The 22173-nt window shown below is 61.9% G+C and carries 27 protein-coding genes; 18 read left to right on the top strand and 9 right to left on the bottom strand.

The window, feature by feature from the left end; translation table 11 throughout:
* Nucleotide 1: 1 nt before the first annotated feature.
* The 6 genes from moaC to dusC all read left to right on the top strand — a co-directional run bounded on the left by moaC (nt 2) and on the right by dusC (nt 4756).
* On the top strand, nt 2–481 hold the full coding sequence (moaC, locus tag C1N62_RS11705) for a cyclic pyranopterin monophosphate synthase MoaC (RefSeq protein WP_137763799.1): 480 nt from the start codon (nt 2–4) through the stop codon (nt 479–481).
* Entirely contained in the window at nt 478–723 is a 246-nt protein-coding gene (moaD, locus tag C1N62_RS11700; protein WP_137763798.1) for a molybdopterin synthase sulfur carrier subunit, read from the top strand. Before moaC ends, moaD begins: the two co-directional genes overlap by 4 nt.
* 1 nt (nt 724) lies before the next feature.
* On the top strand, nt 725–1204 hold the full coding sequence (moaE, locus tag C1N62_RS11695; protein WP_137763797.1) for a molybdopterin synthase catalytic subunit MoaE: 480 nt from the start codon (nt 725–727) through the stop codon (nt 1202–1204).
* Between the two features lie 88 nt (nt 1205–1292).
* Entirely contained in the window at nt 1293–2003 is a 711-nt protein-coding gene (locus C1N62_RS11690) for a Bax inhibitor-1/YccA family protein (protein WP_137763796.1), read from the top strand.
* Nucleotides 2004–2289: 286 nt separating this feature from the next.
* Nucleotides 2290–3696 carry an ATP-dependent RNA helicase RhlE gene (rhlE, locus tag C1N62_RS11685; RefSeq protein WP_137763795.1) on the top strand — a complete coding sequence of 469 codons (1407 nt, stop codon included), beginning with the start codon at nt 2290–2292 and terminating at the stop codon, nt 3694–3696.
* A gap of 127 nt (nt 3697–3823) precedes the next feature.
* Nucleotides 3824–4756, top strand: coding sequence for a tRNA dihydrouridine(16) synthase DusC (gene dusC / locus C1N62_RS11680; RefSeq protein ID WP_137763794.1), 933 nt, complete (start codon nt 3824–3826; stop codon nt 4754–4756).
* Here dusC and C1N62_RS11675 read toward each other — a convergent pair.
* A complete protein-coding gene (locus C1N62_RS11675; protein WP_137763793.1) occupies nt 4740–5597 on the bottom strand; it encodes a hypothetical protein in 858 nt (285 codons plus the stop codon). The genes dusC and C1N62_RS11675 overlap by 17 nt on opposite strands.
* Nucleotides 5598–5837: 240 nt before the next feature.
* On the opposite strand from C1N62_RS11675, the gene pbpG reads away from it, so the two are divergent.
* A complete protein-coding gene (pbpG, locus tag C1N62_RS11670; RefSeq protein WP_240775779.1) occupies nt 5838–6722 on the top strand; it encodes a D-alanyl-D-alanine endopeptidase in 885 nt (294 codons plus the stop codon).
* Nucleotides 6723–6764: 42 nt separating this feature from the next.
* On the opposite strand, the gene C1N62_RS11665 is transcribed toward pbpG, so the two are convergent.
* Nucleotides 6765–6980 carry a hypothetical protein gene (locus C1N62_RS11665; RefSeq protein WP_137763791.1) on the bottom strand — a complete coding sequence of 72 codons (216 nt, stop codon included), beginning with the start codon at nt 6978–6980 and terminating at the stop codon, nt 6765–6767.
* A 165-nt stretch (nt 6981–7145) separates the two neighbouring features.
* Between C1N62_RS11665 and C1N62_RS11660 the strand changes: the two genes are divergently transcribed.
* The 3 genes from C1N62_RS11660 to C1N62_RS11650 all read left to right on the top strand — a co-directional run bounded on the left by C1N62_RS11660 (nt 7146) and on the right by C1N62_RS11650 (nt 8707).
* Nucleotides 7146–7451 (top strand): PTS sugar transporter subunit IIB, encoded by a 306-nt coding sequence (locus C1N62_RS11660; RefSeq protein ID WP_137763790.1) that lies wholly within the window; start codon nt 7146–7148, stop codon nt 7449–7451.
* A gap of 178 nt (nt 7452–7629) precedes the next feature.
* Nucleotides 7630–8217 carry a Yip1 family protein gene (locus C1N62_RS11655; protein ID WP_168195893.1) on the top strand — a complete coding sequence of 196 codons (588 nt, stop codon included), beginning with the start codon at nt 7630–7632 and terminating at the stop codon, nt 8215–8217.
* 205 nt (nt 8218–8422) lie between these two features.
* Nucleotides 8423–8707 carry a hypothetical protein gene (locus C1N62_RS11650; protein WP_137763788.1) on the top strand — a complete coding sequence of 95 codons (285 nt, stop codon included), beginning with the start codon at nt 8423–8425 and terminating at the stop codon, nt 8705–8707.
* A 3-nt stretch (nt 8708–8710) separates the two neighbouring features.
* On the opposite strand, the gene dld is transcribed toward C1N62_RS11650, so the two are convergent.
* Both dld and C1N62_RS11640 read right to left on the bottom strand, forming a co-directional pair.
* Nucleotides 8711–10417, bottom strand: coding sequence for a D-lactate dehydrogenase (gene dld, locus C1N62_RS11645; protein WP_137763787.1), 1707 nt, complete (start codon nt 10415–10417; stop codon nt 8711–8713).
* A 112-nt stretch (nt 10418–10529) separates the two neighbouring features.
* Nucleotides 10530–11903, bottom strand: coding sequence for an NAD-dependent succinate-semialdehyde dehydrogenase (locus tag C1N62_RS11640; protein WP_137763786.1), 1374 nt, complete (start codon nt 11901–11903; stop codon nt 10530–10532).
* A gap of 247 nt (nt 11904–12150) precedes the next feature.
* Between C1N62_RS11640 and C1N62_RS11635 the strand changes: the two genes are divergently transcribed.
* The 4 genes from C1N62_RS11635 to ddlA all read left to right on the top strand — a co-directional run bounded on the left by C1N62_RS11635 (nt 12151) and on the right by ddlA (nt 14460).
* Nucleotides 12151–12417, top strand: a complete 267-nt coding sequence (locus tag C1N62_RS11635; protein WP_137763785.1) for an AbrB/MazE/SpoVT family DNA-binding domain-containing protein — start codon at nt 12151–12153, stop codon at nt 12415–12417.
* Nucleotides 12418–12435: 18 nt separating this feature from the next.
* Nucleotides 12436–12786 (top strand): type II toxin-antitoxin system PemK/MazF family toxin, encoded by a 351-nt coding sequence (locus C1N62_RS11630; protein WP_240775695.1) that lies wholly within the window; start codon nt 12436–12438, stop codon nt 12784–12786.
* Between the two features lie 150 nt (nt 12787–12936).
* Complete coding sequence (locus C1N62_RS11625) at nt 12937–13278, top strand: DHCW motif cupin fold protein (RefSeq protein WP_137763783.1); 342 nt, start codon at nt 12937–12939, stop codon at nt 13276–13278.
* A gap of 75 nt (nt 13279–13353) precedes the next feature.
* Nucleotides 13354–14460, top strand: a complete 1107-nt coding sequence (gene ddlA, locus C1N62_RS11620; RefSeq protein WP_137763782.1) for a D-alanine--D-alanine ligase — start codon at nt 13354–13356, stop codon at nt 14458–14460.
* A 43-nt stretch (nt 14461–14503) separates the two neighbouring features.
* Here ddlA and C1N62_RS11615 read toward each other — a convergent pair whose 3' ends face one another.
* The 4 genes from C1N62_RS11615 to C1N62_RS11600 all read right to left on the bottom strand — a co-directional run bounded on the left by C1N62_RS11615 (nt 14504) and on the right by C1N62_RS11600 (nt 16547).
* Nucleotides 14504–15421 carry a nucleoside hydrolase gene (locus tag C1N62_RS11615; protein WP_137763781.1) on the bottom strand — a complete coding sequence of 306 codons (918 nt, stop codon included), beginning with the start codon at nt 15419–15421 and terminating at the stop codon, nt 14504–14506.
* A gap of 118 nt (nt 15422–15539) precedes the next feature.
* Nucleotides 15540–15797: a YdgH/BhsA/McbA-like domain containing protein gene (locus C1N62_RS11610; RefSeq protein WP_137763780.1), complete on the bottom strand. Its 258-nt coding sequence runs from the start codon at nt 15795–15797 to the stop codon at nt 15540–15542.
* A 48-nt stretch (nt 15798–15845) separates the two neighbouring features.
* On the bottom strand, nt 15846–16103 hold the full coding sequence (locus C1N62_RS11605; protein WP_137763779.1) for a DUF1471 domain-containing protein: 258 nt from the start codon (nt 16101–16103) through the stop codon (nt 15846–15848).
* Nucleotides 16104–16292: 189 nt separating this feature from the next.
* Nucleotides 16293–16547: a hypothetical protein gene (locus C1N62_RS11600; RefSeq protein ID WP_137763778.1), complete on the bottom strand. Its 255-nt coding sequence runs from the start codon at nt 16545–16547 to the stop codon at nt 16293–16295.
* A gap of 231 nt (nt 16548–16778) precedes the next feature.
* Between C1N62_RS11600 and C1N62_RS11595 the strand changes: the two genes are divergently transcribed.
* The 4 genes from C1N62_RS11595 (at nt 16779) to C1N62_RS11580 (ending at nt 21140) form a co-directional block, all read left to right on the top strand.
* A complete protein-coding gene (locus tag C1N62_RS11595) occupies nt 16779–17435 on the top strand; it encodes a TetR/AcrR family transcriptional regulator (RefSeq protein WP_137763777.1) in 657 nt (218 codons plus the stop codon).
* Between the two features lie 10 nt (nt 17436–17445).
* Nucleotides 17446–18324, top strand: coding sequence for an oxygenase MpaB family protein (locus tag C1N62_RS11590; protein ID WP_137765001.1), 879 nt, complete (start codon nt 17446–17448; stop codon nt 18322–18324).
* Between the two features lie 160 nt (nt 18325–18484).
* Nucleotides 18485–19594, top strand: coding sequence for a suppressor of fused domain protein (locus tag C1N62_RS11585; RefSeq protein WP_137763776.1), 1110 nt, complete (start codon nt 18485–18487; stop codon nt 19592–19594).
* Nucleotides 19595–19856: 262 nt separating this feature from the next.
* A complete protein-coding gene (locus tag C1N62_RS11580; RefSeq protein WP_137763775.1) occupies nt 19857–21140 on the top strand; it encodes a hypothetical protein in 1284 nt (427 codons plus the stop codon).
* A 36-nt stretch (nt 21141–21176) separates the two neighbouring features.
* Here C1N62_RS11580 and C1N62_RS11575 read toward each other — a convergent pair whose 3' ends face one another.
* Entirely contained in the window at nt 21177–22103 is a 927-nt protein-coding gene (locus C1N62_RS11575; protein WP_137763774.1) for a LysR family transcriptional regulator, read from the bottom strand.
* Between the last annotated feature and the right edge of the window lie 70 nt (nt 22104–22173).

Raw genomic sequence — 22173 nt, 5'->3', positions numbered from 1 at the left:
CATGTCCCAACTGACCCACATTAATGCCGCTGGCGAGGCCCACATGGTGGATGTCTCCGCCAAGGCCGAGACGGTGCGCGAGGCGCGCGCCGAGGCGTTCGTCGAGATGCTGCCCGCCACGCTGGCGATGATCATCGACGGTAGCCACCACAAGGGCGACGTGTTCGCCACCGCGCGCATCGCGGGCATTCAGGCCGCCAAAAAGACCTGGGATCTGATCCCGCTCTGCCACCCGCTGCTGCTGACCAAGGTCGAGGTGCAGCTGGAGGCGCAGCCAGCGCACAACCGCGTGCGCATTGAGTCGCGCTGCCGCCTGAGCGGCAAGACCGGCGTCGAGATGGAGGCGCTGACTGCCGCCTCGGTGGCCGCGCTGACCATCTATGACATGTGCAAGGCAGTGCAGAAAGATATGGTGATTGGCCCGGTGCGCCTGCTGGCGAAGAGCGGCGGCAAGTCCGGTGATTTTGAGGCGGCCCCATGATTGAGATCCTGTTTTTCGCCCAGGTGCGCGAACTGGTTGGCACCGCCAGCCTCAGCCTGCCAGCCACCTACCCGGACGTGGAGTCGCTGCGGCAGGCGCTCTGCGCGCGCGGTGATCGCTGGGCGCTGGCGCTGGGGGAGGGCAACTTGCTGGCGGCGGTTAACCAGTCGCTGGTGGCGATGGCCCACCCGTTGCAGGCGGGCGACGAGGTCGCCTTCTTCCCACCGGTCACCGGGGGCTGAGATGGCAGAGCGTGAGCAGACCCGTATCCGCGTCGGCGAGGCGCGTTTTAGCGTCGGGGATGAGTACCCTTGGCTGGCGGCGTGCGACGACGACGGCGCAGTGGTCACCTTCACCGGCAAGGTGCGCAACCACAATCTGGGCGCGGACGTCAGCACCTTGACGCTGGAGCACTACCCCGGCATGACCGAGAAGGCGCTGGCGGAGATCGTGGCGGAGGCGCGCGGCCGCTGGGCGTTGCAGCGCGTCACGGTGATCCACCGCATCGGCGCGATGTACCCCGGCGACGAGATTGTGTTCGTCGGCGTCAGCGCCGCCCACCGTGGCATGGCCTTTGAGGCGGCGGAGTTCATCATGGACTACCTGAAGACCCGCGCCCCGTTCTGGAAGCGCGAGGCGACGCCAGAGGGCGAGCGCTGGGTGGCGGCGCGTGACAGCGACCATCAAGCCGCCGACCGCTGGGCCGGGAAGCCGGAGGCCTGAGGCAGCGGCCCGCCTGTGGTAGACTATACTTTTTGGGGGGCTGTGGTTGCAGCCTGACTTTTCTGTCACTTACGCAAAAAGGTTTCACATGGACAGATATCCGCGTTCCAACAATACCATCATCCAGGGTGCCAGCACCGGCCTCCAGACCTACATGGCGCAGGTCTACGGCTGGATGACCTGCGGCCTGCTGCTGACCGCCTTCGTCTCCTGGTACGCCGCCAACACGCCGGCGATCATGCAGGCGATCTTCTCCAGCCAGATGACCTTCTTTGGCCTGATCATCGCCCAACTGGCGGTGGTGTTTGTGCTCTCCGGGCTGGTGAACCGCATGAGCGGCGCGGTCGCCACCACGCTGTTTATGCTCTACTCGGTGCTGACCGGGCTGACGCTCTCCAGCATCTTCGTGCTCTACACCTACTCCTCCATCGCCAGCACCTTTGTGGTGACCGGCGGGATGTTTGGCGCGATGAGCCTCTACGGCTACACCACCAAGCGTGACCTGAGTGGCATGGGCAGTATGCTGTTTATGGCGCTGATCGGCATCGTGCTGGCCTCGGTGGTCAATATCTGGCTGAAGAGCAGCGCGCTGATGTGGGCCGTGACCTACATCGGGGTGGTGGTGTTCGTGGGTCTGACCGCCTATGACACCCAGAAGCTGAAAAACATCGGCGAGCAGCTCAATCCGGCTGACCGTGACAGCTTCCGCAAGTACTCGATCGTCGGCGCGCTGACGCTCTACCTCGACTTCATCAACCTGTTCCTGATGCTGCTGCGCATCTTCGGCAACCGCCGCTAAACACAGGGCAGGACGAAAAACCGGGCATCGCGCCCGGTTTTTTTATGCGCGCTGGCGTGCCAACCTGCGCAGGGGCGCTCGGGCTGGGGCGGATTTTTTCCCACATTGTGAGCGGGTGCATAATATTTCACGAATCCCGGGGGTTATCTGCTACACTTTGCGCAACTGGCGCACTTGCAGTTTGTGCCGAATCCTCGTGGTAATGCCTCATCTTGCCTCGTCTGAATATCTCCCCGGAAACTGCACCAACCTGGTTGGTAACGGGAGATCTGGAGCTTTACTCTTTATGTCATTTGATTCTCTCGGTTTACATACCGATATTCTGCGTGCGGTAGAGGAACAGGGCTATCGTGAGCCGACCCCGATCCAGCGCCAGGCCATTCCTGTTGTGCTGGAAGGCCGTGACCTGATGGCCAGTGCCCAGACCGGCACCGGCAAAACCGCAGGCTTCACCCTGCCACTGCTGCACCTGCTGAGCAGCACCCCGCACCAGAGCAAGGGCCGTCGCCCGGTGCGCGCGCTGATCCTGACCCCGACCCGTGAGCTGGCGGCGCAGATTGGCGAAAACGTGCAGGCTTACAGCAAACACCTGCGCCTGCGTTCGCTGGTGGTGTTTGGCGGCGTGAGCATCAACCCGCAGATGATGAAGCTGCGTGGCGGCGTCGATGTGCTGATCGCCACCCCGGGCCGCCTGCTGGATCTGGAACACCAGAACGCCGTGGATCTCTCCCACGTAGAGATTCTGGTGTTGGACGAAGCTGACCGTATGCTCGACATGGGCTTCATCCATGACATCCGCCGCGTGCTGGCCAAGCTGCCGCCGAAGCGCCAGAACCTGCTGTTCTCCGCGACCTTCTCCGACGACATCAAGGCGCTGGCGAACAAGCTGCTGCACAACCCGGCCTCGGTGGAAGTGGCGCGCCGCAACACCGCCTCCGAGCAGGTGGCGCAGAGCGTCCACTTCGTGGACAAGAAGCGCAAGCGGGAACTGCTGTCGCAGATGATTGGCGAGGGCAACTGGCAACAGGTGCTGGTCTTCACCCGTACCAAGCATGGCGCCAACCACCTGGCCGAGCAGCTCAACAAAGATGGCATCACCGCCGCCGCGATCCACGGCAACAAGAGCCAGGGCGCGCGTACCCGTGCACTGGCTGACTTCAAGGATGGCCGCATCCGTGTGCTGGTGGCGACCGACATCGCCGCGCGTGGTCTGGACATCGACCAGCTGCCGCACGTGGTGAACTACGAGCTGCCAAACGTGCCGGAAGATTACGTGCACCGCATCGGCCGTACTGGCCGTGCCGAAGCGACCGGTGAGGCGATCTCGCTGGTCTGCGTCGATGAGCACAAGCTGCTGCGTGACATCGAGCGCCTGCTGAAGAAAGAGATCCCGCGCATCGCGCTGCCGGGCTATGACCCAGACCCGACCATCAAGGCGGAGCCGATCATCAATGGCCGTCAGGGCGGCGGTCGCGGTCAGGGCGGCCGTGGCGGCAATGGCAATGGCGGCGGCCAGCGCACCGGCGGCAATGCCCCGAGCCGTGGCAACCGCAGCGGTGAAGGGCGCGGCGAAAGCCGTGGTGGCGAGAGCCGCAGCGGCCAGCCACCGCGCCAGCGTCAGGGCCACAGCGACGGCCAGCGCCGTCCGGGGAGCCAGCCACGCCGCTCCCGTCCGGCCACCAAGGCGGACTGATTATCCCCCGCTGAAAAAAGCTGCCTCCGGGCAGCTTTTTTTTCGCCCTGACGGCGGCCCGCCGGGCATTGCCTTGGGCGGGGCATCGCCCGTATCATGGCGCCTCATTTTTTTAAGGTAACCGGCAATGCGTGTACTTCTCGCCCCGATGGAGGGCGTCCTCGACTCACTGGTGCGGCAACTGCTCAGTGAGGTCAATGACTACGATCTCTGCATCACCGAATTTTTGCGGGTGGTGGATCAGCTGCTGCCGGTCAAATCCTTCCTGCGCCTCTGCCCGGAGCTGGAGCAGGGGAGCCGCACCCCCTCCGGCACGCGGGTGCGGGTACAGCTGCTCGGCCAGTACCCGGAGTGGCTAGGGGAGAACGCCGCGCGCGCGGCGGAGCTGGGCTCCTATGGCGTGGATCTCAACTGCGGCTGCCCCTCCAAGCTGGTGAACGGCAGCGGCGGCGGCGCGACCCTGCTCAAAGACCCGGAGCTTATCTACCGTGGCGCGAAGGCGATGCGCGAGGCAGTGCCATCGCACCTGCCGGTGACGGTCAAGGTGCGCCTCGGCTGGGACTCCGGCAGCCGCAGCCTGGAGATCGCCGACGCCGTGCAGCAGGCCGGTGCCAGCGAGCTGACGGTGCATGGCCGCACCAAAGAGGATGGCTACAAGGCCGATCGCATCAACTGGCCAGCGATTGCCGAGATCCGCCAGCGCCTCACCATCCCGGTGATCGCCAACGGTGAGATCTGGGACTACCAGAGCGCGCAGCAGTGTCTGGCGGTGACCGGCTGTGACGCGGTGATGCTCGGGCGCGGCGCGCTCAACGTGCCGAACCTCAGCCGGGTGGTGAAGTATAACGAGCCACGGATGCCGTGGCCGGAGGTGGTGCGGCTGTTGCAGAAGTATGTGAGGTTGGAGAAGCAGGGCGACACCGGCATGTACCATGTGGCGCGCATCAAGCAGTGGCTCGGCTACCTGCGCAAGGAGTATGAGGAGGCCACCGGCCTGTTCAGCGAGATCCGCACCCTGACCCACTCAGCGGCCATCGCCCAGGTCATTGATCGGCAGTAGGCGCGTCGTCCCAGTAGTGATACTGGTAGGCGGTGCTGATGTTGCGCGTCAGGCGCATGGTGGCGAACATCTCCGTCTCCAGCGTCTCGCTCAGGGTGCAGTTGCCATGCTCATCCCAGGACTGGCAGCTCTCCAGACTGCTGCTCTCGCTGACGGCGGAGCGGTTGTGGCGCGTTGAACTTTGCTCCACGCCCTTGTCATCATAGCGGTAGCTGATGCCGCCCTTGTCGGAGTCGCTCGCCAGCAGCCACCCCTGCGGCGAGTAGCGATAGCGCAGCTGCTCGTTGTTCAGCGCGTCGGTGCCGCGCGCCGTGCTCTCCACCAGCCGCCACTGGTCATCATAGCGGTAGGTGCTGTTGGTGAAGCCGCGCTCTTCATTGATCAGGAAGGTGTCGGTGGCGGCGGTGATGTTGCCATGCTTGCCGGTGGTGAAGTGCAGGGTGCCGCGCTTGCGGGTCAGCAGCCTCACCTGATTGTCGCGGAACATCGAGACGGCGATGTCATACTGGGTGACCCACCCCTCGCCACTGCGCAGCGTATGGTTAGCCATCTCCAGCCGGACATTGCGCTCGGTCTTCTGGTACTTGAAGGCCGCCTCCTCCAGCTGACCACAGCGGTCAAAGCTGCCGCTGTAGTGGGACTGCAAATTGACATCCTTGCCGATGGTGCCCGCGCTGAAGTCGCGGATCTCGCCGCGCCCGGTGCCGCCAAGCAGGATCAGCGCGTTGCTCTCATTGATCTGCTGGTTTTTCATTGGGCAACGCTCTGCCGCGCTGGCCTGTGCGGCCAGTAGCCCGATGGCCAGAAGTGTCCCTGTTACCGCTTTTTGCGCCTGTTGCATACTTTTTCCATTATTCAGCCCACTCTCTTTCATAGTAGCGGAAAAGGGGCGCAGCCGGCGCTTGCACTTTGTCACAAATGGACCCGCACTCTCCCAGTGCCAACCCTCTGTCCGTCACTTATAATCCGGCAGCAGTGTTCTGGCCGTTAATCATCCATAATCCCAATAAGTTACAGAGTACGAGACGTGAAAATTCCTGTTCTGGCTTTAAGCCTGCTGGCACTGAACCTTGGTCTGGGCATGGCACCGGCCGTTTCCGCCAGCAGCAATGCGGCAATTGAGGGTAAAGTGACGCCGCTGGAGATCGCCTCCGGCAGCGCGATGGTGGTGGATATGCAGACCCATCAGGTGATCTACTCCCGCAACCCGGATGAGGTGGTGCCGATCGCCTCGATCACCAAGCTGATGACCGCGATGGTGACGCTGGATGCCAACCAGCCGCTGGATGAGGTGATTGCCGTTGACATCCACAACACGCCAGAGCTGCGCGGCGTCTTCTCACGCGTGAAGGTGGGCAGCGAGGCCAGCCGCCAGCAGATGCTGCATCTGGCGCTGATGTCCTCGGAGAACCGCGCCGCCGCGACGCTGGCGCACCACTACCCCGGCGGCTATGACGCCTTTATCCGCGCGATGAACGCCAAGGCGCGCGCGCTCGGCATGACCCACACCCACTACGTCGAGCCGACCGGGCTGTCGGTGCAGAACGTCTCCACCGCCCGCGACCTGACCAAGCTGTTGCAGGCGACGCGCCTCTACCCGCTGATCAGCCAGCTCAGCACCACCGAGCAGGCGCAGGCGGAGTTCACCCACCCGCGCTACAGCCTGCCGTTCCGCAACACCAACCACCTGCTGGCGACCGGCAAGTGGGATATCCAGCTGACCAAGACCGGCTTCACCAATCAGGCTGGGCACTGTCTGGCGATGCGTACCATCATCAACCGCCGCCCGGTGACGCTGGTGGTGTTGGATGCGTTCGGCAAATATACCCACTTCGCCGACGCCAACCGGCTGCGCAGCTGGATGGAGACCGGGCGCGCCGCGCCGGTGCCACAGGTGGCGAAAAATTACCGCAGGGAGAAGGATCAGCAGTTGGATCACCCGACGGTGGCGCAGGCGATCGAGTAGGGCGGGGGAGCCTGCCCGGCGCACGGCCGGGCAGGCCAGACATCAGAACAGCATCTTGAACACGCCGGTGATGGTCAGCAGGCCGACAATAAAGATAATGGCGATAATCCACAAAATGATTTTCATACCGTGCTCCTTTGTTTTTATATCACTACAACGCCGTGACGTTGCCATCCCAAACCGGGTGCGCCGGGCCTGCGGCGCGTCCCTACCACCTCCAACGTAAGCGGTTGTTATCAGTATAGTCACTTTCGCCACAGTTGCCGGAAAGCGTGCAAAATGGGGCGGATAGCCGGCTGAAAAGCATGACGTTTATCGCAGGCTGGACATTTCCCCCCTTGCCGGGCGCGCTGCGCCTTGTATTCGGCTCCCGCTGGGTTATGGTTGAATTTCACAAACAGAAAGGACACTAAGGGGTGACAGATGAAAAGAATCGTACTGTGTTGTGCTGCCGGCATGTCGACCAGTATGTTGGTGCAGCGGATGCGCCAGGAGGCGGAGAAGCGCCAACTGGAGGTGGACATTGAGGCGGTGCCGGTGTCTGACTTTGAACTCATCGTCAAGGATGCGGATGTCATCCTGCTGGGGCCGCAGGTGAAGTTCCAGCTCAAGCGCTTGCAGGAGGCGGCCGCGCCGCTCAACAAGCCGGTGGATGTGATTGACATGATGGATTACGGCACCATGCGCGGTGACAAGGTACTCGACAAGGCCATCGCGCTGATGGGCTGACGCGTTTGCCGCGCGGTACCCGCCGCGCGGCCCTCCTCACGATTTTCCCACGCCTTTCTCAGTACAAATAGTAAACACCTCTATACTAAAAAAGGTCGTCCGGCGGCGGCGCGCCCTTGCGCCTGCTCAAGCCGGCCCGTCTGGTGCCGCCCCAGACGGGCGTCAGGAGGTATCTATGATTAACCATGTCTGGGGGCTGTTTGCCCATCCCGGCCCCGAACTGCAACAGATCAAGCGCGAGCATGAGAGCATCGGCCATCTCTATCTGCACCATGTGCTGCTGATGGCGGCGATCCCGGTGGTTTGCTCTTTCATCGGCACCACCCGCGTCGGCTGGAGTTTTGGCGACGGCGACTACCTGCGCATCCTGCCCTCCACCGCGCTGGCCATCGCGCTGGCGTTCTACCTGCTGATGCTGGGTGCGGTGGCGCTGATGGGGCGGGTGATCCACATGCTGTCGCGCCGCTTCCCCAGCCGCCCGTCGCTCAATGAGTGCATCGTGTTCGCTGGCTATGTCGCCACGCCGATGTTCCTCAGCGGGGTGGTGGCGCTCTACCCGGTGGTCTGGCTCTGCCTGTTTGTCGGCATTCTGGCGCTGGTCTACAGCGGCTACCTGCTCTACCTCGGGATGCCAGCGTTCCTCGGCGTGAACAAGGATGAGGGGGTGCTGATCTCTGGCTCGACCCTCGGCATCGGCGTGCTGGTGCTGGAGTTCGTGCTGGCGCTGACCGTCATCATGTGGGGCTACGGCGCACACATTTTCTAGGGGTCGCGCGGCTTAGCTGACACACGCCCATCTGCCATCATCGCCCGCCAGCGTCTGGGCTAACCTCAGGCGCAGCGGGCTTTTTTTGCTTTTTCTGCGGGTAAACCGGGTGAGGGCGCACGCTTTAGCACGCAGCCGCGTGCGGCATTTGTTACAGTGTCGGCCCACACGACAAGAGAGGCGCGGGCCGGACGCCCGTGAACGTATGCAACTCAAGGCTCTGTTTACCCTGGTGTCATGGATGGTGGCCCTGATTGGCATTCTGCTGGCGGCGGATGCCTTCTGGTTCGCGCCGCGCGATGAGGTGTTTAACCTCAATGGCTACGTGGCGCTGGTGATTTTGGCGGTCACCAACTTCACCACGCTGCTGCTGCATCTGGCGATGCTGACCCTGCCACCCGCGCCACGCCGGGGCTTTCGCTGGCTGGTGGGCGGGCAGGTGGCCGGCGTGCTGATCTCCGCCGGCCTGGCGGGGTTGAACCTCTGGTAGCCGCTACTCGCGCCAGTTGCGCGCCTTTGGCGTCTTGCCGATGCCGGGGTTGAAGCTGTTGGTCGGGTCAATCTGCCGGTAGAACCCCTTCAGCGCTGGCTTGGCGGCGTAGAGGTGGCCGACGTTGTGCTCGGCCGGGTACTCCGCCCCCTTGCGGTCTAACATCTCCAGCATCTGCGCCTTCAGCGCATGGGCGTCCACACCCTTCTTCACGATGTAATCCTGATGGAAGACGTGGCACATAAAGTGGCCGTAGTAGAGTTTCGCCACCAGTTGGCTGTCGATCTCAGGCGGCAGCGTCTCAAACCACTCGGCCTCATTGCGCCGCAGGGCGATGTCCAGCGGTAAGATCTCCTCCACCTCCTCCTCATGCATCGCGTGGTAGCGCACCGCCGCCCCGGCAGCGACAAAGCGGTGCAGGAAGGCTTTGCGCCCCTCCTCCTCGGTGCAGGCGAAGAAATCCCCCTCGGCATCGCGGAAGAAGCCCTCCAGGAAGTGCTGCGCCTCCGCCACCCCCTCGCCGGACATCCGCAACAGCAGATGGTGCTCGTAGCGGTCACGGTACTCGGTCAGGCGCGGCGGCAGGTGGCCGGGCATCAGGCGGCTGACGGACTGCATCACCCGGTCGGTGAGGTGGCGCGGCACCAGCGGCGCCTTGTTCAGCCGCGCGTCCACCTTGCCCTTCGCCAGAAACAGGTCGGGCATCCGGTCGGTGCCGAGCCGGTCAATCATCAGGAAGGTATCCTTGCCATAGATTTCGGCGATGTTGAAGCAGTCGCGGTGCATGTACTCGCCAGCCACCGGCAGGGCGCGGAAGTGGCCGAGGATGTGGCGGCGGATCGCCGTCAACACCGCGGTGTCATTGGTGCCGATGTAGAACACCTGCTGGTTTGGCTCGGCGGGGAAGGTGTCGAGCCGCACCGCGAACACCGCCAGCTTGCCAGCGCAGCCGCTGGCCTCAAACAGCCGCCGCCGGTCGGCGTTGAAGCGCGACGGGGTGTCGGCATCCACGTCGCGCACCCGGCTGGCGTAGTCCGGGTCGGAGGCGACGCGGCCATTGTGGGCAATCTCATGCGGGCTGTAGGTGCCGCGCTCCAGCCGGGTCAAAATCTCCTCCGGCGTGTCGCCCAGATCAATCCCCAGATGGTTCACCAGCTTCAACTGGCCGTCAGTGCCCACCTGCGCATAGAGCGCCAGCTCGGTGTAGGCCGGGCCACGTTTCACCAGCGCGCCGCCGGAGTTGTTGCAGATGCCGCCAATCACTGACGCGCCGATGCAGGAGGAGCCAATCACCGAGTGCGGCTCGCGGCCATAGGGTTTCAGCAGCTTCTCCAGGTGGTGCAGGGTGCTGCCGGGGAAGGCGATCACCTGCTCGGCATTGTTGATCAGTTGCAGCTTGTCGAGTTTGCGGGTGCTGACGATCACGATGTCGCGGTCATAGTCATCACCGCTCGGCGTCGAGCCTTCGGTCAGCCCGGTGTTGGCGGCCTGCATGATGACAATGGTATCAGCGGCCACGCAGGCTTGCAGGATGCGCCACTGTTGCAGCAGCGTCTGCGGGAAGACCACCGCCAGCGCCCGGCCGCCGCCGGAGCGGTAGCCGTGGCGGTAGCGTTCGGTACTGCGTTCATCGGTCAGCACATGGTTGCCGCCAACAATCTCTTGCAGGCGCGCCAGCAGCGCGCGGGTATCGCGGGGGGTGGGGGCCATCGTCTCTCCCTGTCCTGAAAATGAGGATGATAAATAAACCTAAGCCTAACCGTGGGGATGCGCAATAAAAGGGCAGGGAAAGCACCGGCCGCGGGCGCGGCCGGTGGGGGGATCACTTGGCGATCACCACCAGTTTCTGGTTGACGAACTCCTTGATGCCGAGGTCAGACAGCTCGCGGCCATAGCCAGAGCGCTTCACGCCGCCAAACGGCAGCTCCGGCGCGGTGTCAGTGGCGGAGTTGATGTAGACCATGCCGGTCTCAATGCGTGACGCCAGCGCCTTGCCGCGCGCGGTGTCCTGAGTGAAGATCGCGCCGCCGAGGCCGTAATGGGAGTCATTCGCCAGCGTTACCAGCTCCTCGTCATCTTTTACCACGTAGACCTGCGCCACCGGGCCAAAGAACTCCTGGAAGTAGGCCGGGTTGTCACGGGTGATACCGGTCAGGATGGTCGGCTGGTAGAAGTTGCCGTCGGTATTCTCCACTTTTTTGCCGCCGAGGTGCAGGGTCGCGCCCGCCTTGACCGCCTCATCCACCTGCTTGGCGAGATCTTTCAGCGCCTGCGCCGAGGAGAGCGGGCCGAGGGTGGTCTGCGGGTCGAGCGGGTCGCCCGGTTTCACCGCCTGCATCTGTGCGGTAAAGCCCTTCAGGAAGGCGTCTGCCACCTTCTCATGCACGATAAAGCGCTTGGCGGCGGTGCACACCTGGCCACAGTTGCTCAGGCGCGCCTGTGCCGCGGCCTTGATCGCCTTCTCCAGATCGCAATCATCCAGCACCGCGAAGATGTCATTGCCGCCCAGCTCCAGCGTCGATTTCTTCAGCTTGCTGGCGGCGCGGGCGGCGACGATGCTACCGGCCTTCTCTGACCCGGTCAGCGCCACGCCCTGCACCCGGTCATCATCAATCAGCGTGCCCACCTGATCGGTGGAGATAAACAGGTTGGTGTAGGCCCCCTCTGGCGCACCGGCCTCATGCACCAGCTGCTCAAACACCTCGGCGCAGTGCGGCACGATGCTGGCATGTTTCACCAAAATTGGGTTACCGGCGGCCAGATTGGGCGCCAGCACGCGCATCAGCTGGTAGTAGGGGAAGTTCCACGGCTCGACGGCGACCAGCACGCCAATCGGGCTGTTCTCCACCCACGCCTCGCCCAGATCGGTCGGGTAGCGGGTGGGTTGCAGGAAGGTTTCCGCATGTTCGGCGTAGTAGCTGGCGATGGCGGCACACAGCTTCACCTCGCCCCGGCTCTGCTCAATCAGCTTGCCCATCTCCTCGCTGGCGATCTTCGCCAGATCGTCCACGCGGGCGGCGATCAGCGCGGAGAGCTTATGCAGCACCTGCACGCGCGACTGCACCGGCCCCTGCGACCACTCGGACTTATAGAGCCGGTGGGCACGATCCAGCGCCTGCTGCACCTGCTGGTCACTGTGGTCGGGGTAGGTTTTGATGAGTTTATTATTGAAAGGGTTCACGGTTTGATAAGGCATTAAACGCTCCTTGGTGACGGCGAATTAGCGTGCGAATCAGGCCGCACGGCATAAAAAAGCTGGCCGTAGTGGGATAGTCTCTTGCGGCTAACCTGTTAAAGCGTAGTCCATAACGGCCAGCAGGCGGGTATTGTCAGCCGCTCTTTCCACGATCCTGGTCAAGGATTGCCCGATTTATGGGCGGTTTGCCGTTTTTTTAAACCGTGGCGAAGTGCTACAATGTGCAACATACGAGCAGGAGGGCAGCATGGTTTTTACTAAAATTCGGCAGCAGGGCGGGGCGATGGTGGTGACCATCCCGCGTGATATGGCATTGCAAATGGGGTGGCAGGTGGGCACCCGGATAGCATTGGAGAACGACGGTGACTCACTCAGTCTGAAGCCGGCTAAACGTACTCCACGCGGCCGCCTGACCCTGGCGGAGTTGCTGGGCCAAATTGATAGCGAAGAGATTGCTACGCTCAACCAGAGCATCAGTGATCAGGATGATTATCCCGTTGGTAAGGAAGTGTGACCTATGGCAACAGGCAGGATGCCACGAAAAGGGGACATTTGGCATGTTAACCCCAATCCGGTGGCAGGGCGGGAGTTAGAGGATGGCCACTACTATCTGGTGATCACCGAGGAGGCCCTGAATCGGGCGCTGGGCGTGGCACTGTGCTGCCCCATCTCTACGGCAGCGCTGGGTGCGCGATCGGCAGGGGTGACCGTTAGCGTACAGCCGCAGGATACCGCCTCTAACCAGTTGCGAGGCGTGGTACTGTGCCACCAGTTGCGGGCTATAGATCTCCATGCAAGAGGGGCTGTTTTCCGTACTCTCGCCGAACCCGTGTTACTGGATGAGGTCGTGATGAAGTTGGTGGATTTGATCGATCCACAATAGCCGTCTGGCGGCAGGGCATGGCCCCTGCCGCAGGTAGAGAGCCAGCCTGATTAAGGTCAAATCTGAATTTCTCCCCACCTCGCATTTTCCTTTCCGTTTTCGCAACTTACCTTCTAAGCTGGCTTCATCATTTTGCATTGAGGAGCCGCAATGAAACTTTCCGCCATTCCCTTTGGCGTGACCGACTGGAGCACGGTTGAGGTCACGGCTTACCCCGGCGAGCGGGGCACCGCCTACTGGCGCACCCGCCACTTTGGCGACGAACAGCAGCCGGTGCGCGTGCGGATGGTCGAGTACTCGCCGGACTATTTGGCAGACCACTGGTGCAACAAGGGGCATATCCTGCTCTGCCTCTCCGGTCGGCTGGAGTGCCGTCTGGAGGATGGCCGCACCTTCGTGCTGTCGCCCGGCATGAGCTATCAGGTGGCCGATGAGCATGAGGCGCACCAGTCCTACACCGAGCAGGGGGCGGTGCTGTTCATCGTTGATTAGCCGCCGTTTGCCGCTTTACTTTCGCCCCGCGCCCGCGCCATTATTTCGCTTTCACTCTTTGGGTAAGGAACGGGCGTGGCTAAGATTCGGGTAGGGGTTATCTTTGGCGGGAAATCAGCGGAGCATGAGGTCTCATTGCAGTCGGCCAAAAACATTGTCGAGGCGATGGACAAAGATCGCTTCGAAGTGACGCTGCTGGGCATCGACAAACAGGGGCAGTGGCACCTCCATGACGCCGCCCACTATCTGCAACACGCGGACGATCCGGCGCGGATCGCCCTGAACCCCTCCAGCCGCGATCTGGCGCTGGTGCCCGGCCAGCAGCAGAACCAGTGGGTTGAGCGCCAGGAGGCGCGCGCGCTGGCACAGCTTGATGTGATCTTCCCGATTGTGCACGGCACGCTGGGCGAGGATGGCTCCCTACAGGGGCTGCTGCGGATGGCAAACCTGCCGTTCGTGGGTTCCGGCGTGCTGGGGTCGGCGGTCAGCATGGACAAGGATGTCACCAAACGCCTGCTGCGCGACGCCGGGCTGGCGGTCGCCCCGTTCGTTACCCTGACACGCACTAACCGCGCACGCTTCGGCTTCGACGCCGTGCGGGCGCGGCTCGGGCTGCCGCTGTTCGTCAAGCCAGCCAACCAAGGCTCCTCCGTGGGCGTCAGCAAGGTGCGCAACGAAGAGGAGTACCAGACGGCGCTGGCGCTGGCCTTCCGTTTTGATCACAAGGTGCTGGTGGAGTCAGCCATTCAGGGCCGTGAGATGGAGTGCGCGGTGCTGGGCAATGAGCAGCCCGTCGCCAGCGTCTGCGGCGAGGTGGTGTTGCAGGATGAGTTCTACTCCTACGACACCAAATATATCAATGAGCAGGGCGCGACAGTGGCTATCCCGGCTGATCTGCCGGAAGAGACGCACCAGCGCATCCGTGCCGTGGCGGTGGAGGCGTTTCAGGTGCTGGAGTGCAGCGGCATGGCGCGGGTGGATGTGTTCCTGACCGCCGACGGCGAGGTGATCATCAATGAGGTGAACACGCTGCCCGGCTTCACCAACATCAGCATGTACCCGAAACTGTGGGAGGCGAGCGGCCTCAGCTATTCGGCGCTCATCACCCGACTGATTGAGCTGGCGCTGGAGCGCCACCAGCTTGACAGCGCCCTGCAAAGCTCGGTGCGCCTGCCCGAATGACTGCCCGGCCGGCGTGCGCGCCGGCCGCTTCAGGTTCCCGCCATCAGTAGATCGCCAGCCGCTCGGCCAGCAGCGCCAGCAGACGCGGGGTATCCACCTCGGTCATCACCCGCGTGTTGGGCGCCTGCCCATGCAGGTGGCGCGGCTTCACCGCCGCCACTGTCTGGCCGCGCCCCAGCCCCGGATCGGTATTGACGGTAATGTGCGCCTCCACGCCGCCGAACAGCGTCGGGTCAATCAGCCAGGCAATCACACAGGGGTCATGCAGGCAGGGATCGGCCGCGCCATAGCTGCGCATCATCGCCGCAATGCTCGCCAGCGCCGGGCTGCCCTGCTCCAACTGCGCCAGCCAGTCAGCATTGACCTGCGCCTGCATCGTCACGTCCAGACCAAACATCACCTGCGGGATGCCCGCGCTCAGCACCACCTGCGCCGCCCAGGGATCAACATAGAGGTTGAACTCCGCCAGCGGCGTCACATTGCCGGGGCAGAATGCCGCACCGCCCATAAACACCAGCTGGCGGATCTTGCCAGCAATCTCTGGTGCCTTGATCAGCGCCAGCGCGATGTTGGTCAGCGGGCCAATCGGGCAGAGCGTCACCTGGCCCGGCGCGGCATTGACTGTCTCAATGATGAAATCGACCGCATGTTGCCGCTGCACGGCAAACGCCGGTTCTGGCAGCGGCACGCCGCCCAGCCCATCGTGGCCATGCACCTGCGAGCCATAGCCCTGCGGCTCCAGCATCGGGCGCGGGCAGCCGGCAAATACCGGGATCTCAGGCCGTTGCGCCAGCGTACAGAGGCGGCGTGCGTTGTACTCGGTCAAGTCGGCGGAGACGTTGCCCGCGACGGTGGTGATGCCCGCCAGCTCAATCTCCATAGGGGAGGCCAACGCCAGCAGCAGGGCAACGGCGTCATCCACGCCGGGATCACAATCAAGGATAATGCGGTGCAGCGCCATAAAGGGTTTCCGGTAACAGGGGAATCAGGCAGTTACAGTAAACGGTGGCGGGGGGGAAGGGCAAGGCAACGGGGGAAAGAGAAAAAGGCGGCCAGCGCCGCCTCTTCGACATGGAGCATTATTTGTAGAGTTCGGCATTACCATACAGATGGTTGTTGCCGGACGCCGAAATGATGCGGTATGAGGTCGCACCCTGCTCATCGGCTTTCTGCGCCAGTTGGCTCTCCAGATCGCTCAGGTTCAGGGAGCTGGTGGCGCTGACGGTGCCGATAGGCTGTGCGTCGGCCGGTGCCTGACCAACCTGTTGGGCAGCAAACGCACCAAAGGAGGCGCTGGTCAGGGCGAGGGCGGCAAGGGCAATTTTCAGGCTTTTCATGGTGTTCTCTCCTATCCGAATTTTAACGTCGTGATTTTTTTATGTTGATTAGTTGTAGATCTCAGCGGTGCCGTAGACCAGGTTGGTGCCGCCGGACGCGGAGGTGATGCGGTAAGCGCTGGCGCCTTGTTCCTGGGCTTTCTGTGCCAGCTGGTTTTCCAGACCGGTCAAGTTAGTGGAGCGAGCGCTCACGGTGCCAATCTGTTGGGCATTGGCCGGGGCTTGGGTCACTTCTTGGGCAGCGAACGCGCCGAAAGAGGCGGTGGTCAGGGCAAGGGCAGCGATGGCGAGTTTCAGGTTTTTCATGATCTTATCTCCGAGGCAAAAAATGCGTTTTGTTTTTGTCAGGTCATCGTTATTTAATTAACGATCGATAATTTAATGGTAGATCGCATTTTAGCCGGCTGCAACTATTTTTTTAACGATCGTTAATTTATCTTTGGCGATTCGTGCGGAACAGCGGGGTGGCCGACAGGACGCCGGCCAGAGAGGGAATTAATTGTAGATGGTGCTGTCATCAAACAGGTGATTGCTGCCGGAGCTGGCGACCAGCTGCCGGGCCACCGGATCGCGCAACACTGTGCGCTGTGGGGTGACCGGTTTCAGGGTCGACAGGTCATCACTGGTGCGGGTGGTAAAGCCAATTTTCTGGCTATCGACCTGCATCGTGATAACCTGTTGGTTCGCTAGCGCGGCCAATGGGCTGCTGGCGACCAGCAGGGCGGCAAGCCATAGGGTAAAGGTTTTCATGGTGGTGATGTCCGTCAGGGGCGAATCCCGATAATCGCCCCACTGCCAGTGTCTGATGCCGGGAGGGCCGGCGGCACGGCAGGATACTGCGCGGTACAGGGGGAAGTCGTCATTTGTTTAACGATCGATAACTAAATTATAAACAGACCTCGACACTCCTGCCACCGTTTTTTATAATGATCATTAATAAATATTTTCTGACCTAATCACAGCAGTGATAAGAGAGGGTGTATGAGCACTGAAAATATGGCCTTGGCGAAAAAATGCCGCGGGCGCCCTAAACAGTTCGACCGGGACGATGCGCTGAACAAGGCGCTGAAATTGTTCTGGAAGTATGGCTATGAGGCGACCTCGCTGGCGGATCTGGTGGAAGCCACCGGGGCCAAGGCACCGACGCTCTACGCAGAGTTCGGCAATAAAGAGGGGCTGTTCCGGGCGGCGGTCGAGCACTACCTGACCCTGTTCATCGAGACCAGCAACCGCGCGCTGACGCACTCGGACGTCCCGCTGAAGCAGGCGATTGAGGAGTACCTGCGCGCCGCCGCCGCACTGTTCACCGACTGCGACAACCCCTCTGGCTGCTTTATGGTCTGCACCTCCGCCACGCTCTCGGCCGCTTCTGAGGAGATCGCCTCGATGCTGCGCTCCCGCCACCATATGCAGGAGCAGACCCTGAGCGAGTTCCTCGACAGCCGCAAGGCGAGCGGCGAGCTGCCGGCGCAGGCCTCCAGTCAAGTGCTGGCAAAATATCTCAACTGCATGGTACAGGGGATGTCGGTGCAGGCGCGGGATGGCGCGAGCCGCACGGATCTCAACCAGCTGGTGGATGTGGTGATGGCCATCTGGCCGCAGCTGATTGCCTTTGATGCCACAAGCGAACCTGCCTGAGTCCCGGCTGCTGGCCCCGCTCCGGCAACGTATAGAGCGACAGGTACTGGGGCTGACCGGCCTGTCGCTGGGCGGCATTGACCTGGAGCAACCGCCGGGCGACCCCGGCCTCTACGGGCCGGACAGCGTTATCTGGCGCGTCCACGGGGATTTTACCTCGATGCTGTGCGGCGGCATCTCGGCGCTGCTGCTCCAGATGCTGCATCCGCTGGCGCTGGCTGGCGTCTGGGATCACTCCAACTTCCGTGAGGATATGCTGGGCCGCCTGCGCCGTACCAGTCAGTTCATCTCCGCTACCACCTTTGGGGCCACCGGCGACGCCGAACGGCTGATTCAGCGGGTGCGTACCATCCACCGCCAGGTGAAGGGGCAGGATGCCCACGGCACCCCCTATACCGCCGACGACCCGTCGCTGCTGGTGTGGGTGCATGTGGCGGAGACCTATAGCTTCCTGCAATCCCACTTGCGCTACCGCAACCCACACCTCACCAAACGGGAGCAGAACGCCTACTACCGCGAGGCGGCGCGCATCGCTTACGCGCTGGGCGCTGGCCCGGTGCCGGAGAGCGTGGCGGAGGTGGCGGTCTACCTGAACCAGATGCAGCCGCAACTGCGTTACGATGCGCGCACCGCCGAGGTGGTGCGCCTGCTGCTGGGTGCGCCCGCCCCCAGCCGGCTGGCGGCCCCGGCCGGTACGCTCTTTATGCACGCTGGTATTGACCTGCTGCCCGGCTGGGCCGCCGACCAACTCCAGTTGCCCATGGGCGGCAGCCAGCGGCGGGCAGTGCGCTTCGCCACCCGCCGCCTCGCCACGCTGCTGCGCTGGGCGGTACGCAATGGCTCCTGGCACCGCGCCATGCGGCGGGTAGGGCGCCTGCCAGCTCCCTAATAGGGCGGCGCTCACTCCTCATCAATACCTCTCTTATTGCCCCCCCTCCGGCTTTTTTCCGCCATAGCGGCCACTTTTGGGAGTTTTGCCCGTGCGCCCATGCGGGAAGAGGTTCTACACTTCGTTCAATGCGAGGAAAATGGGATTTTAACGAGGTGTCATGCGTCAGTCAGAATTGATCGCCGAAGTGAGCAACCACAAACAGACCCTTATTGCCGTGGTCGAGCAGGATGACCGCGTGGTTTACTTCTACCTCTATGCGCAGGGAGAGATGCGTGAGCGCTTCCCCGGCCTGCGCGCCTGCTGGGTGCGCAACCTGCAACCCGCCCCGCAGGAGGAGGATTGGCAGGCCGCCGAGCAGGGGCTGGCACCGATGATGTCGGCCGCCTACTGCCGCAGTCTGGATGGCGAGCCGCCGCTGCACCCGGAGGGCATCCAGGTCATCTGGAACGAGAGCGATGACGGCGCGGCGCTCTGGTATCACGGCCAGTTGCTGGCGGTGGTGCCGGGCTGGAGCCTCTATATCGATCATCAGGTGAGTTACGCCGCCAGTTGCCTGAAGGACAATGGCAGCACCTTCCCGCTTGGGTCAGCCTCCACCAACAGCCAGTACGCCCGTGCCGAGGAGACGCGCCAGTTCTGGCGCAGCTGGTTGCAGCAGGGGGAGCATCGCCCCTGGCAGAAGGCGCAACGGCAGTTTTTGGAGCGCTACGAGGCACGCTTTGGCCCCTCGGTAAAATATTACGCCATCGATCAGGGTAGCTGGCCGCCGATGGCGATTTCGCAGCATGAGCAGGATGGCATCTACTACTTCCTGACGCTGGGTGTCAGCATCCGGCCGATGCCGGGGGTGGAGATTCTGTTTAACGATGACGCCAGCGATCACCGCCGCGCCGAACTGGCCTTCGCCGTTGAGGCGCAGTATGTCACCGAGCAGAGCGCGGTACAGATGGCCAGCGCGCTCTCTGGCTTCGCCCAGTTGCCGTGGACTACCCTGAGCTGGCTGGGCGAGGGGCACACACTGGCCTCGCCGATGGCCCCACAGGGGTACGAGGGCTTTGTGCTCTCTGATGCCCTCTGTTCACCGGCCAGCAAAGTCGCCATGCCGACGCTGTATGGCGATAAGGTCAATCTCTATTGGGCCAGCCCCATTTTCGAGTCTGAGCGCGAGTTTGCCCACAGCCAGCACCACGGCGGCTATGAGCTGGTGAAAAAGATGATCGAGGCCGGGCTGGGCCACATCTTCACCCCGCGCGCGCCCGTGGTTTAGTACTACAGGGGGAGCAGCAGCTCCCCTTCAAATTCATCACGCTTATCATTTTCACATTAATCAATTATTAGCTAAGTGAATCATTCACTTGCTATAGATTATGCTGCGCCCTTATCAAAAAAAGCACCGATATAAATTATTATTATTATCCGAAGCGGAAATTGAGGTGTACACCAGAAGGGTTAATTTAGCTGTTTAACAGACCCGCCTGATGTCTGGAGAGCATCAGGTTATCATCGCCTCTGCATAGGTAGGGGGACGTATGGATATTTTCACAAATCACTATACTCTGCTGATCATTATTTCATTGCTATTGGGAGCTGGGGTGCCATTTGGTATCTCATTAAGCCGTAAAAATACCCGGGCGATGCGCGCAAGACGGCTTCTGGACTTAGAGAAATCATTAAACTTCAAAGATCTTGGCGGATCTCTGCTCCCCTCCTTTGAGGTGGTCAAACATAAATATCATATCAAGCAAGATGAAGATAATGAGATAGCAGGCGAGTTGGAAAACAACATTAACTATTTTTTGCCAGTGCTGCTCTATGTTGCCTTAACCTCAAGCTGCTTTTTTATCTCTCTTTTGGTATTCAACGAGCTTTATGGGGAAGATTTTAATACATTGCACCAGACCAAAAATCTCAGCCGTCTGGTATTTGCCTTTACCTTTTTAGGCGCATTTCTCTGGACCCTGAACTATTTGCTGCGTCGGGTTGCCAATTATGACCTGTCACCACTCTCCTACTTCCGCGCCTTTTATCGCATCCTACTCTCGCTGGTGATCGTCGGCGCAGTCTATTACAGCGGCGTCTTCCATAGCATCGAAAAGGAGGAGGTAAAGCCGACCAGCGCTATGGTGCAGATGTCGCCCCCCAATCCGGCACTGGTTACGACCATTATGCCAGCGGTTGAGAGTGTCAGCAGTGCTGAGGAGGCGGTGCGCAAGACCGGGCAAGCCACGCTCTTGATCATCGCCATTGCGCTATTGGTGGGGTTGTTCCCGCTGGCCTTTATTGATCTGCTGGTGGCGCGGTTTCCCTCGTTGGCGCTGCGTCGGGTGGATGGCGATGATAAGCGGCTGATGAAGGAGTATCCGCTGGATATGATTATCGGCATCGATCCCTATATGAAGTTCCGGCTTAGTGAGTTTGAAATTGAGGATGTGCAAAATCTGGCGACGGCCAACCCTATCCAGATATTTGTTGAGACCCCCTATGGCCTGTATGAGGTGATTGACTGGATTGCGCAAGCGCAATTGATCATTGCCGTTGGTTCCAAAAAGACCCGGCTGTTACGCGCCATTAATATCCGCACGGTGTTTGATTTGGAAAATATTGGCCGCGATCCCAGGCTGCGTGAAGAGATCTACCATATTTTGTTGGGAGAGCTGGAACCCGTGGCCCTGCCAGATGGCACACGGATAGGGAAGGGCGGGCTAGGCCCACCAAAAGATGTTCTGGATGATGTGGTTATGGTGATCACAGATGACCTGTATATTAAGCGGCTGCGGCAACTTTGGTCACTCATTGAAAAAAAGCTGGATTAAACCTGCCGCCTCGACACCAGCCACACTCCCCTGACCTCAGGCAGCATTGCCCTTGGGCAGTGCTGCCAGCAGCAGGTCACACTGCTGCTTGAGCACGGTATGCAACTGCCGCACCGCTGGCGAGAACTGGTCGCGGTGCGGGCAGATCAGGTTGAGCGGTACCGGCTCACCCAGTGCCCCACCAAACAGCGTCACCAGCCGACCGGCCTGCACGTCGTCGCACACATCCAGCCAGGATTTATAGGCGATGCCCTCACCGGCGATCGCCCAGCGCCGTACCACATCGGCGTCGTCGCTCATCAGCGCGCTGTTGACCGCCACCACCTGCGGCTGCCCGGCCAGCGGGTGGAACGCCCAGCGGTCATAGACCCGGCCATGCAGCACAAACACCAGACAGGCGTGGTCAGCCAGTTCCGCCGGGGTCGTCGGGCGGCCATGACGGCGCAGATAGTCCGGGGAGGCCACCGCCACCCTCCGGTTCTCCGCCGCCAACGGCAGGGCAACAAAACTGGCATCCTCCGGCTGGCCGTAGCGCAGCGCCACATCCACCGGGTCTTTGAACACATCCGTAACCTGATCGGAGAGGAACAGCCGCAGCGTCAACCGCGGATGGGCGCGGCGGAAGGCGCTAAGGGTCGGCAGCAGCACATTGCGCCCCAGATCGGAGGGGGCGGCCAGTTGCAGGATGCCGTTGAGGTGCTCCGGCTCGCGGCGCAGCACTGACTGCCCGGCCGCCAGCGTTGCCAGCGCCTCACTGGCGTAGGGCAAATATTGTTCCCCCTCCGCCGTCAGCCGCAGGCTACGGGTGGAGCGGGCAAACAGCCGCGCCCCCAGCTCGCCCTCCAGCCGCTTGATGGCGGCACTCACCTGCGCCGGCAGCAGATCGGCCTCCCGCGCCGCGTTGGAGAAACTGCCCACCGCCGCCGTGCGGACAAACAGCGCCAGGTCATCAAGTCTGATCATTTTCACTCCTGTCATGAAACTGTTGTTCTGTGGCGCGGCTGTATCCGGCCTGTGGAGGGCGGCTATGCTT

This window comes from Nissabacter sp. SGAir0207, from assembly GCF_005491205.1.
Lineage (GTDB): Bacteria > Pseudomonadota > Gammaproteobacteria > Enterobacterales > Enterobacteriaceae > Chimaeribacter.
The sequence above is the reverse complement of the archived record's forward strand: the minus strand, read 5'-3'. Positions and strand labels throughout refer to the sequence as shown.

Bases quoted from the DNA above. Each gene is read 5' to 3' on its own strand.
- C1N62_RS11580 (WP_137763775.1), top strand. From the start codon at position 19,857: ATGGATATTTTCACAAATCACTATACTCTGCTGATCATTATTTCATTG.
- C1N62_RS11610 (WP_137763780.1), bottom strand. From the start codon at position 15,797: ATGAAAAGCCTGAAAATTGCCCTTGCCGCCCTCGCCCTGACCAGCGCC.
- rhlE (WP_137763795.1), top strand. From the start codon at position 2,290: ATGTCATTTGATTCTCTCGGTTTACATACCGATATTCTGCGTGCGGTA.
- C1N62_RS11600 (WP_137763778.1), bottom strand. From the start codon at position 16,547: ATGAAAACCTTTACCCTATGGCTTGCCGCCCTGCTGGTCGCCAGCAGC.
- pbpG (WP_240775779.1), top strand. From the start codon at position 5,838: ATGGCACCGGCCGTTTCCGCCAGCAGCAATGCGGCAATTGAGGGTAAA.
- dusC (WP_137763794.1), top strand. From the start codon at position 3,824: ATGCGTGTACTTCTCGCCCCGATGGAGGGCGTCCTCGACTCACTGGTG.
- moaC (WP_137763799.1), top strand. From the start codon at position 2: ATGTCCCAACTGACCCACATTAATGCCGCTGGCGAGGCCCACATGGTG.
- C1N62_RS11595 (WP_137763777.1), top strand. From the start codon at position 16,779: ATGAGCACTGAAAATATGGCCTTGGCGAAAAAATGCCGCGGGCGCCCT.
- C1N62_RS11575 (WP_137763774.1), bottom strand. From the start codon at position 22,103: ATGATCAGACTTGATGACCTGGCGCTGTTTGTCCGCACGGCGGCGGTG.
- C1N62_RS11625 (WP_137763783.1), top strand. From the start codon at position 12,937: ATGAAACTTTCCGCCATTCCCTTTGGCGTGACCGACTGGAGCACGGTT.
- C1N62_RS11660 (WP_137763790.1), top strand. From the start codon at position 7,146: ATGAAAAGAATCGTACTGTGTTGTGCTGCCGGCATGTCGACCAGTATG.
- moaE (WP_137763797.1), top strand. From the start codon at position 725: ATGGCAGAGCGTGAGCAGACCCGTATCCGCGTCGGCGAGGCGCGTTTT.
- dld (WP_137763787.1), bottom strand. From the start codon at position 10,417: ATGGCCCCCACCCCCCGCGATACCCGCGCGCTGCTGGCGCGCCTGCAA.
- C1N62_RS11630 (WP_240775695.1), top strand. From the start codon at position 12,436: ATGCCACGAAAAGGGGACATTTGGCATGTTAACCCCAATCCGGTGGCA.
- C1N62_RS11675 (WP_137763793.1), bottom strand. From the start codon at position 5,597: ATGCAACAGGCGCAAAAAGCGGTAACAGGGACACTTCTGGCCATCGGG.
- C1N62_RS11640 (WP_137763786.1), bottom strand. From the start codon at position 11,903: ATGCCTTATCAAACCGTGAACCCTTTCAATAATAAACTCATCAAAACC.
- C1N62_RS11690 (WP_137763796.1), top strand. From the start codon at position 1,293: ATGGACAGATATCCGCGTTCCAACAATACCATCATCCAGGGTGCCAGC.
- C1N62_RS11615 (WP_137763781.1), bottom strand. From the start codon at position 15,421: ATGGCGCTGCACCGCATTATCCTTGATTGTGATCCCGGCGTGGATGAC.
- C1N62_RS11650 (WP_137763788.1), top strand. From the start codon at position 8,423: ATGCAACTCAAGGCTCTGTTTACCCTGGTGTCATGGATGGTGGCCCTG.
- C1N62_RS11585 (WP_137763776.1), top strand. From the start codon at position 18,485: ATGCGTCAGTCAGAATTGATCGCCGAAGTGAGCAACCACAAACAGACC.
- C1N62_RS11605 (WP_137763779.1), bottom strand. From the start codon at position 16,103: ATGAAAAACCTGAAACTCGCCATCGCTGCCCTTGCCCTGACCACCGCC.
- C1N62_RS11635 (WP_137763785.1), top strand. From the start codon at position 12,151: ATGGTTTTTACTAAAATTCGGCAGCAGGGCGGGGCGATGGTGGTGACC.
- moaD (WP_137763798.1), top strand. From the start codon at position 478: ATGATTGAGATCCTGTTTTTCGCCCAGGTGCGCGAACTGGTTGGCACC.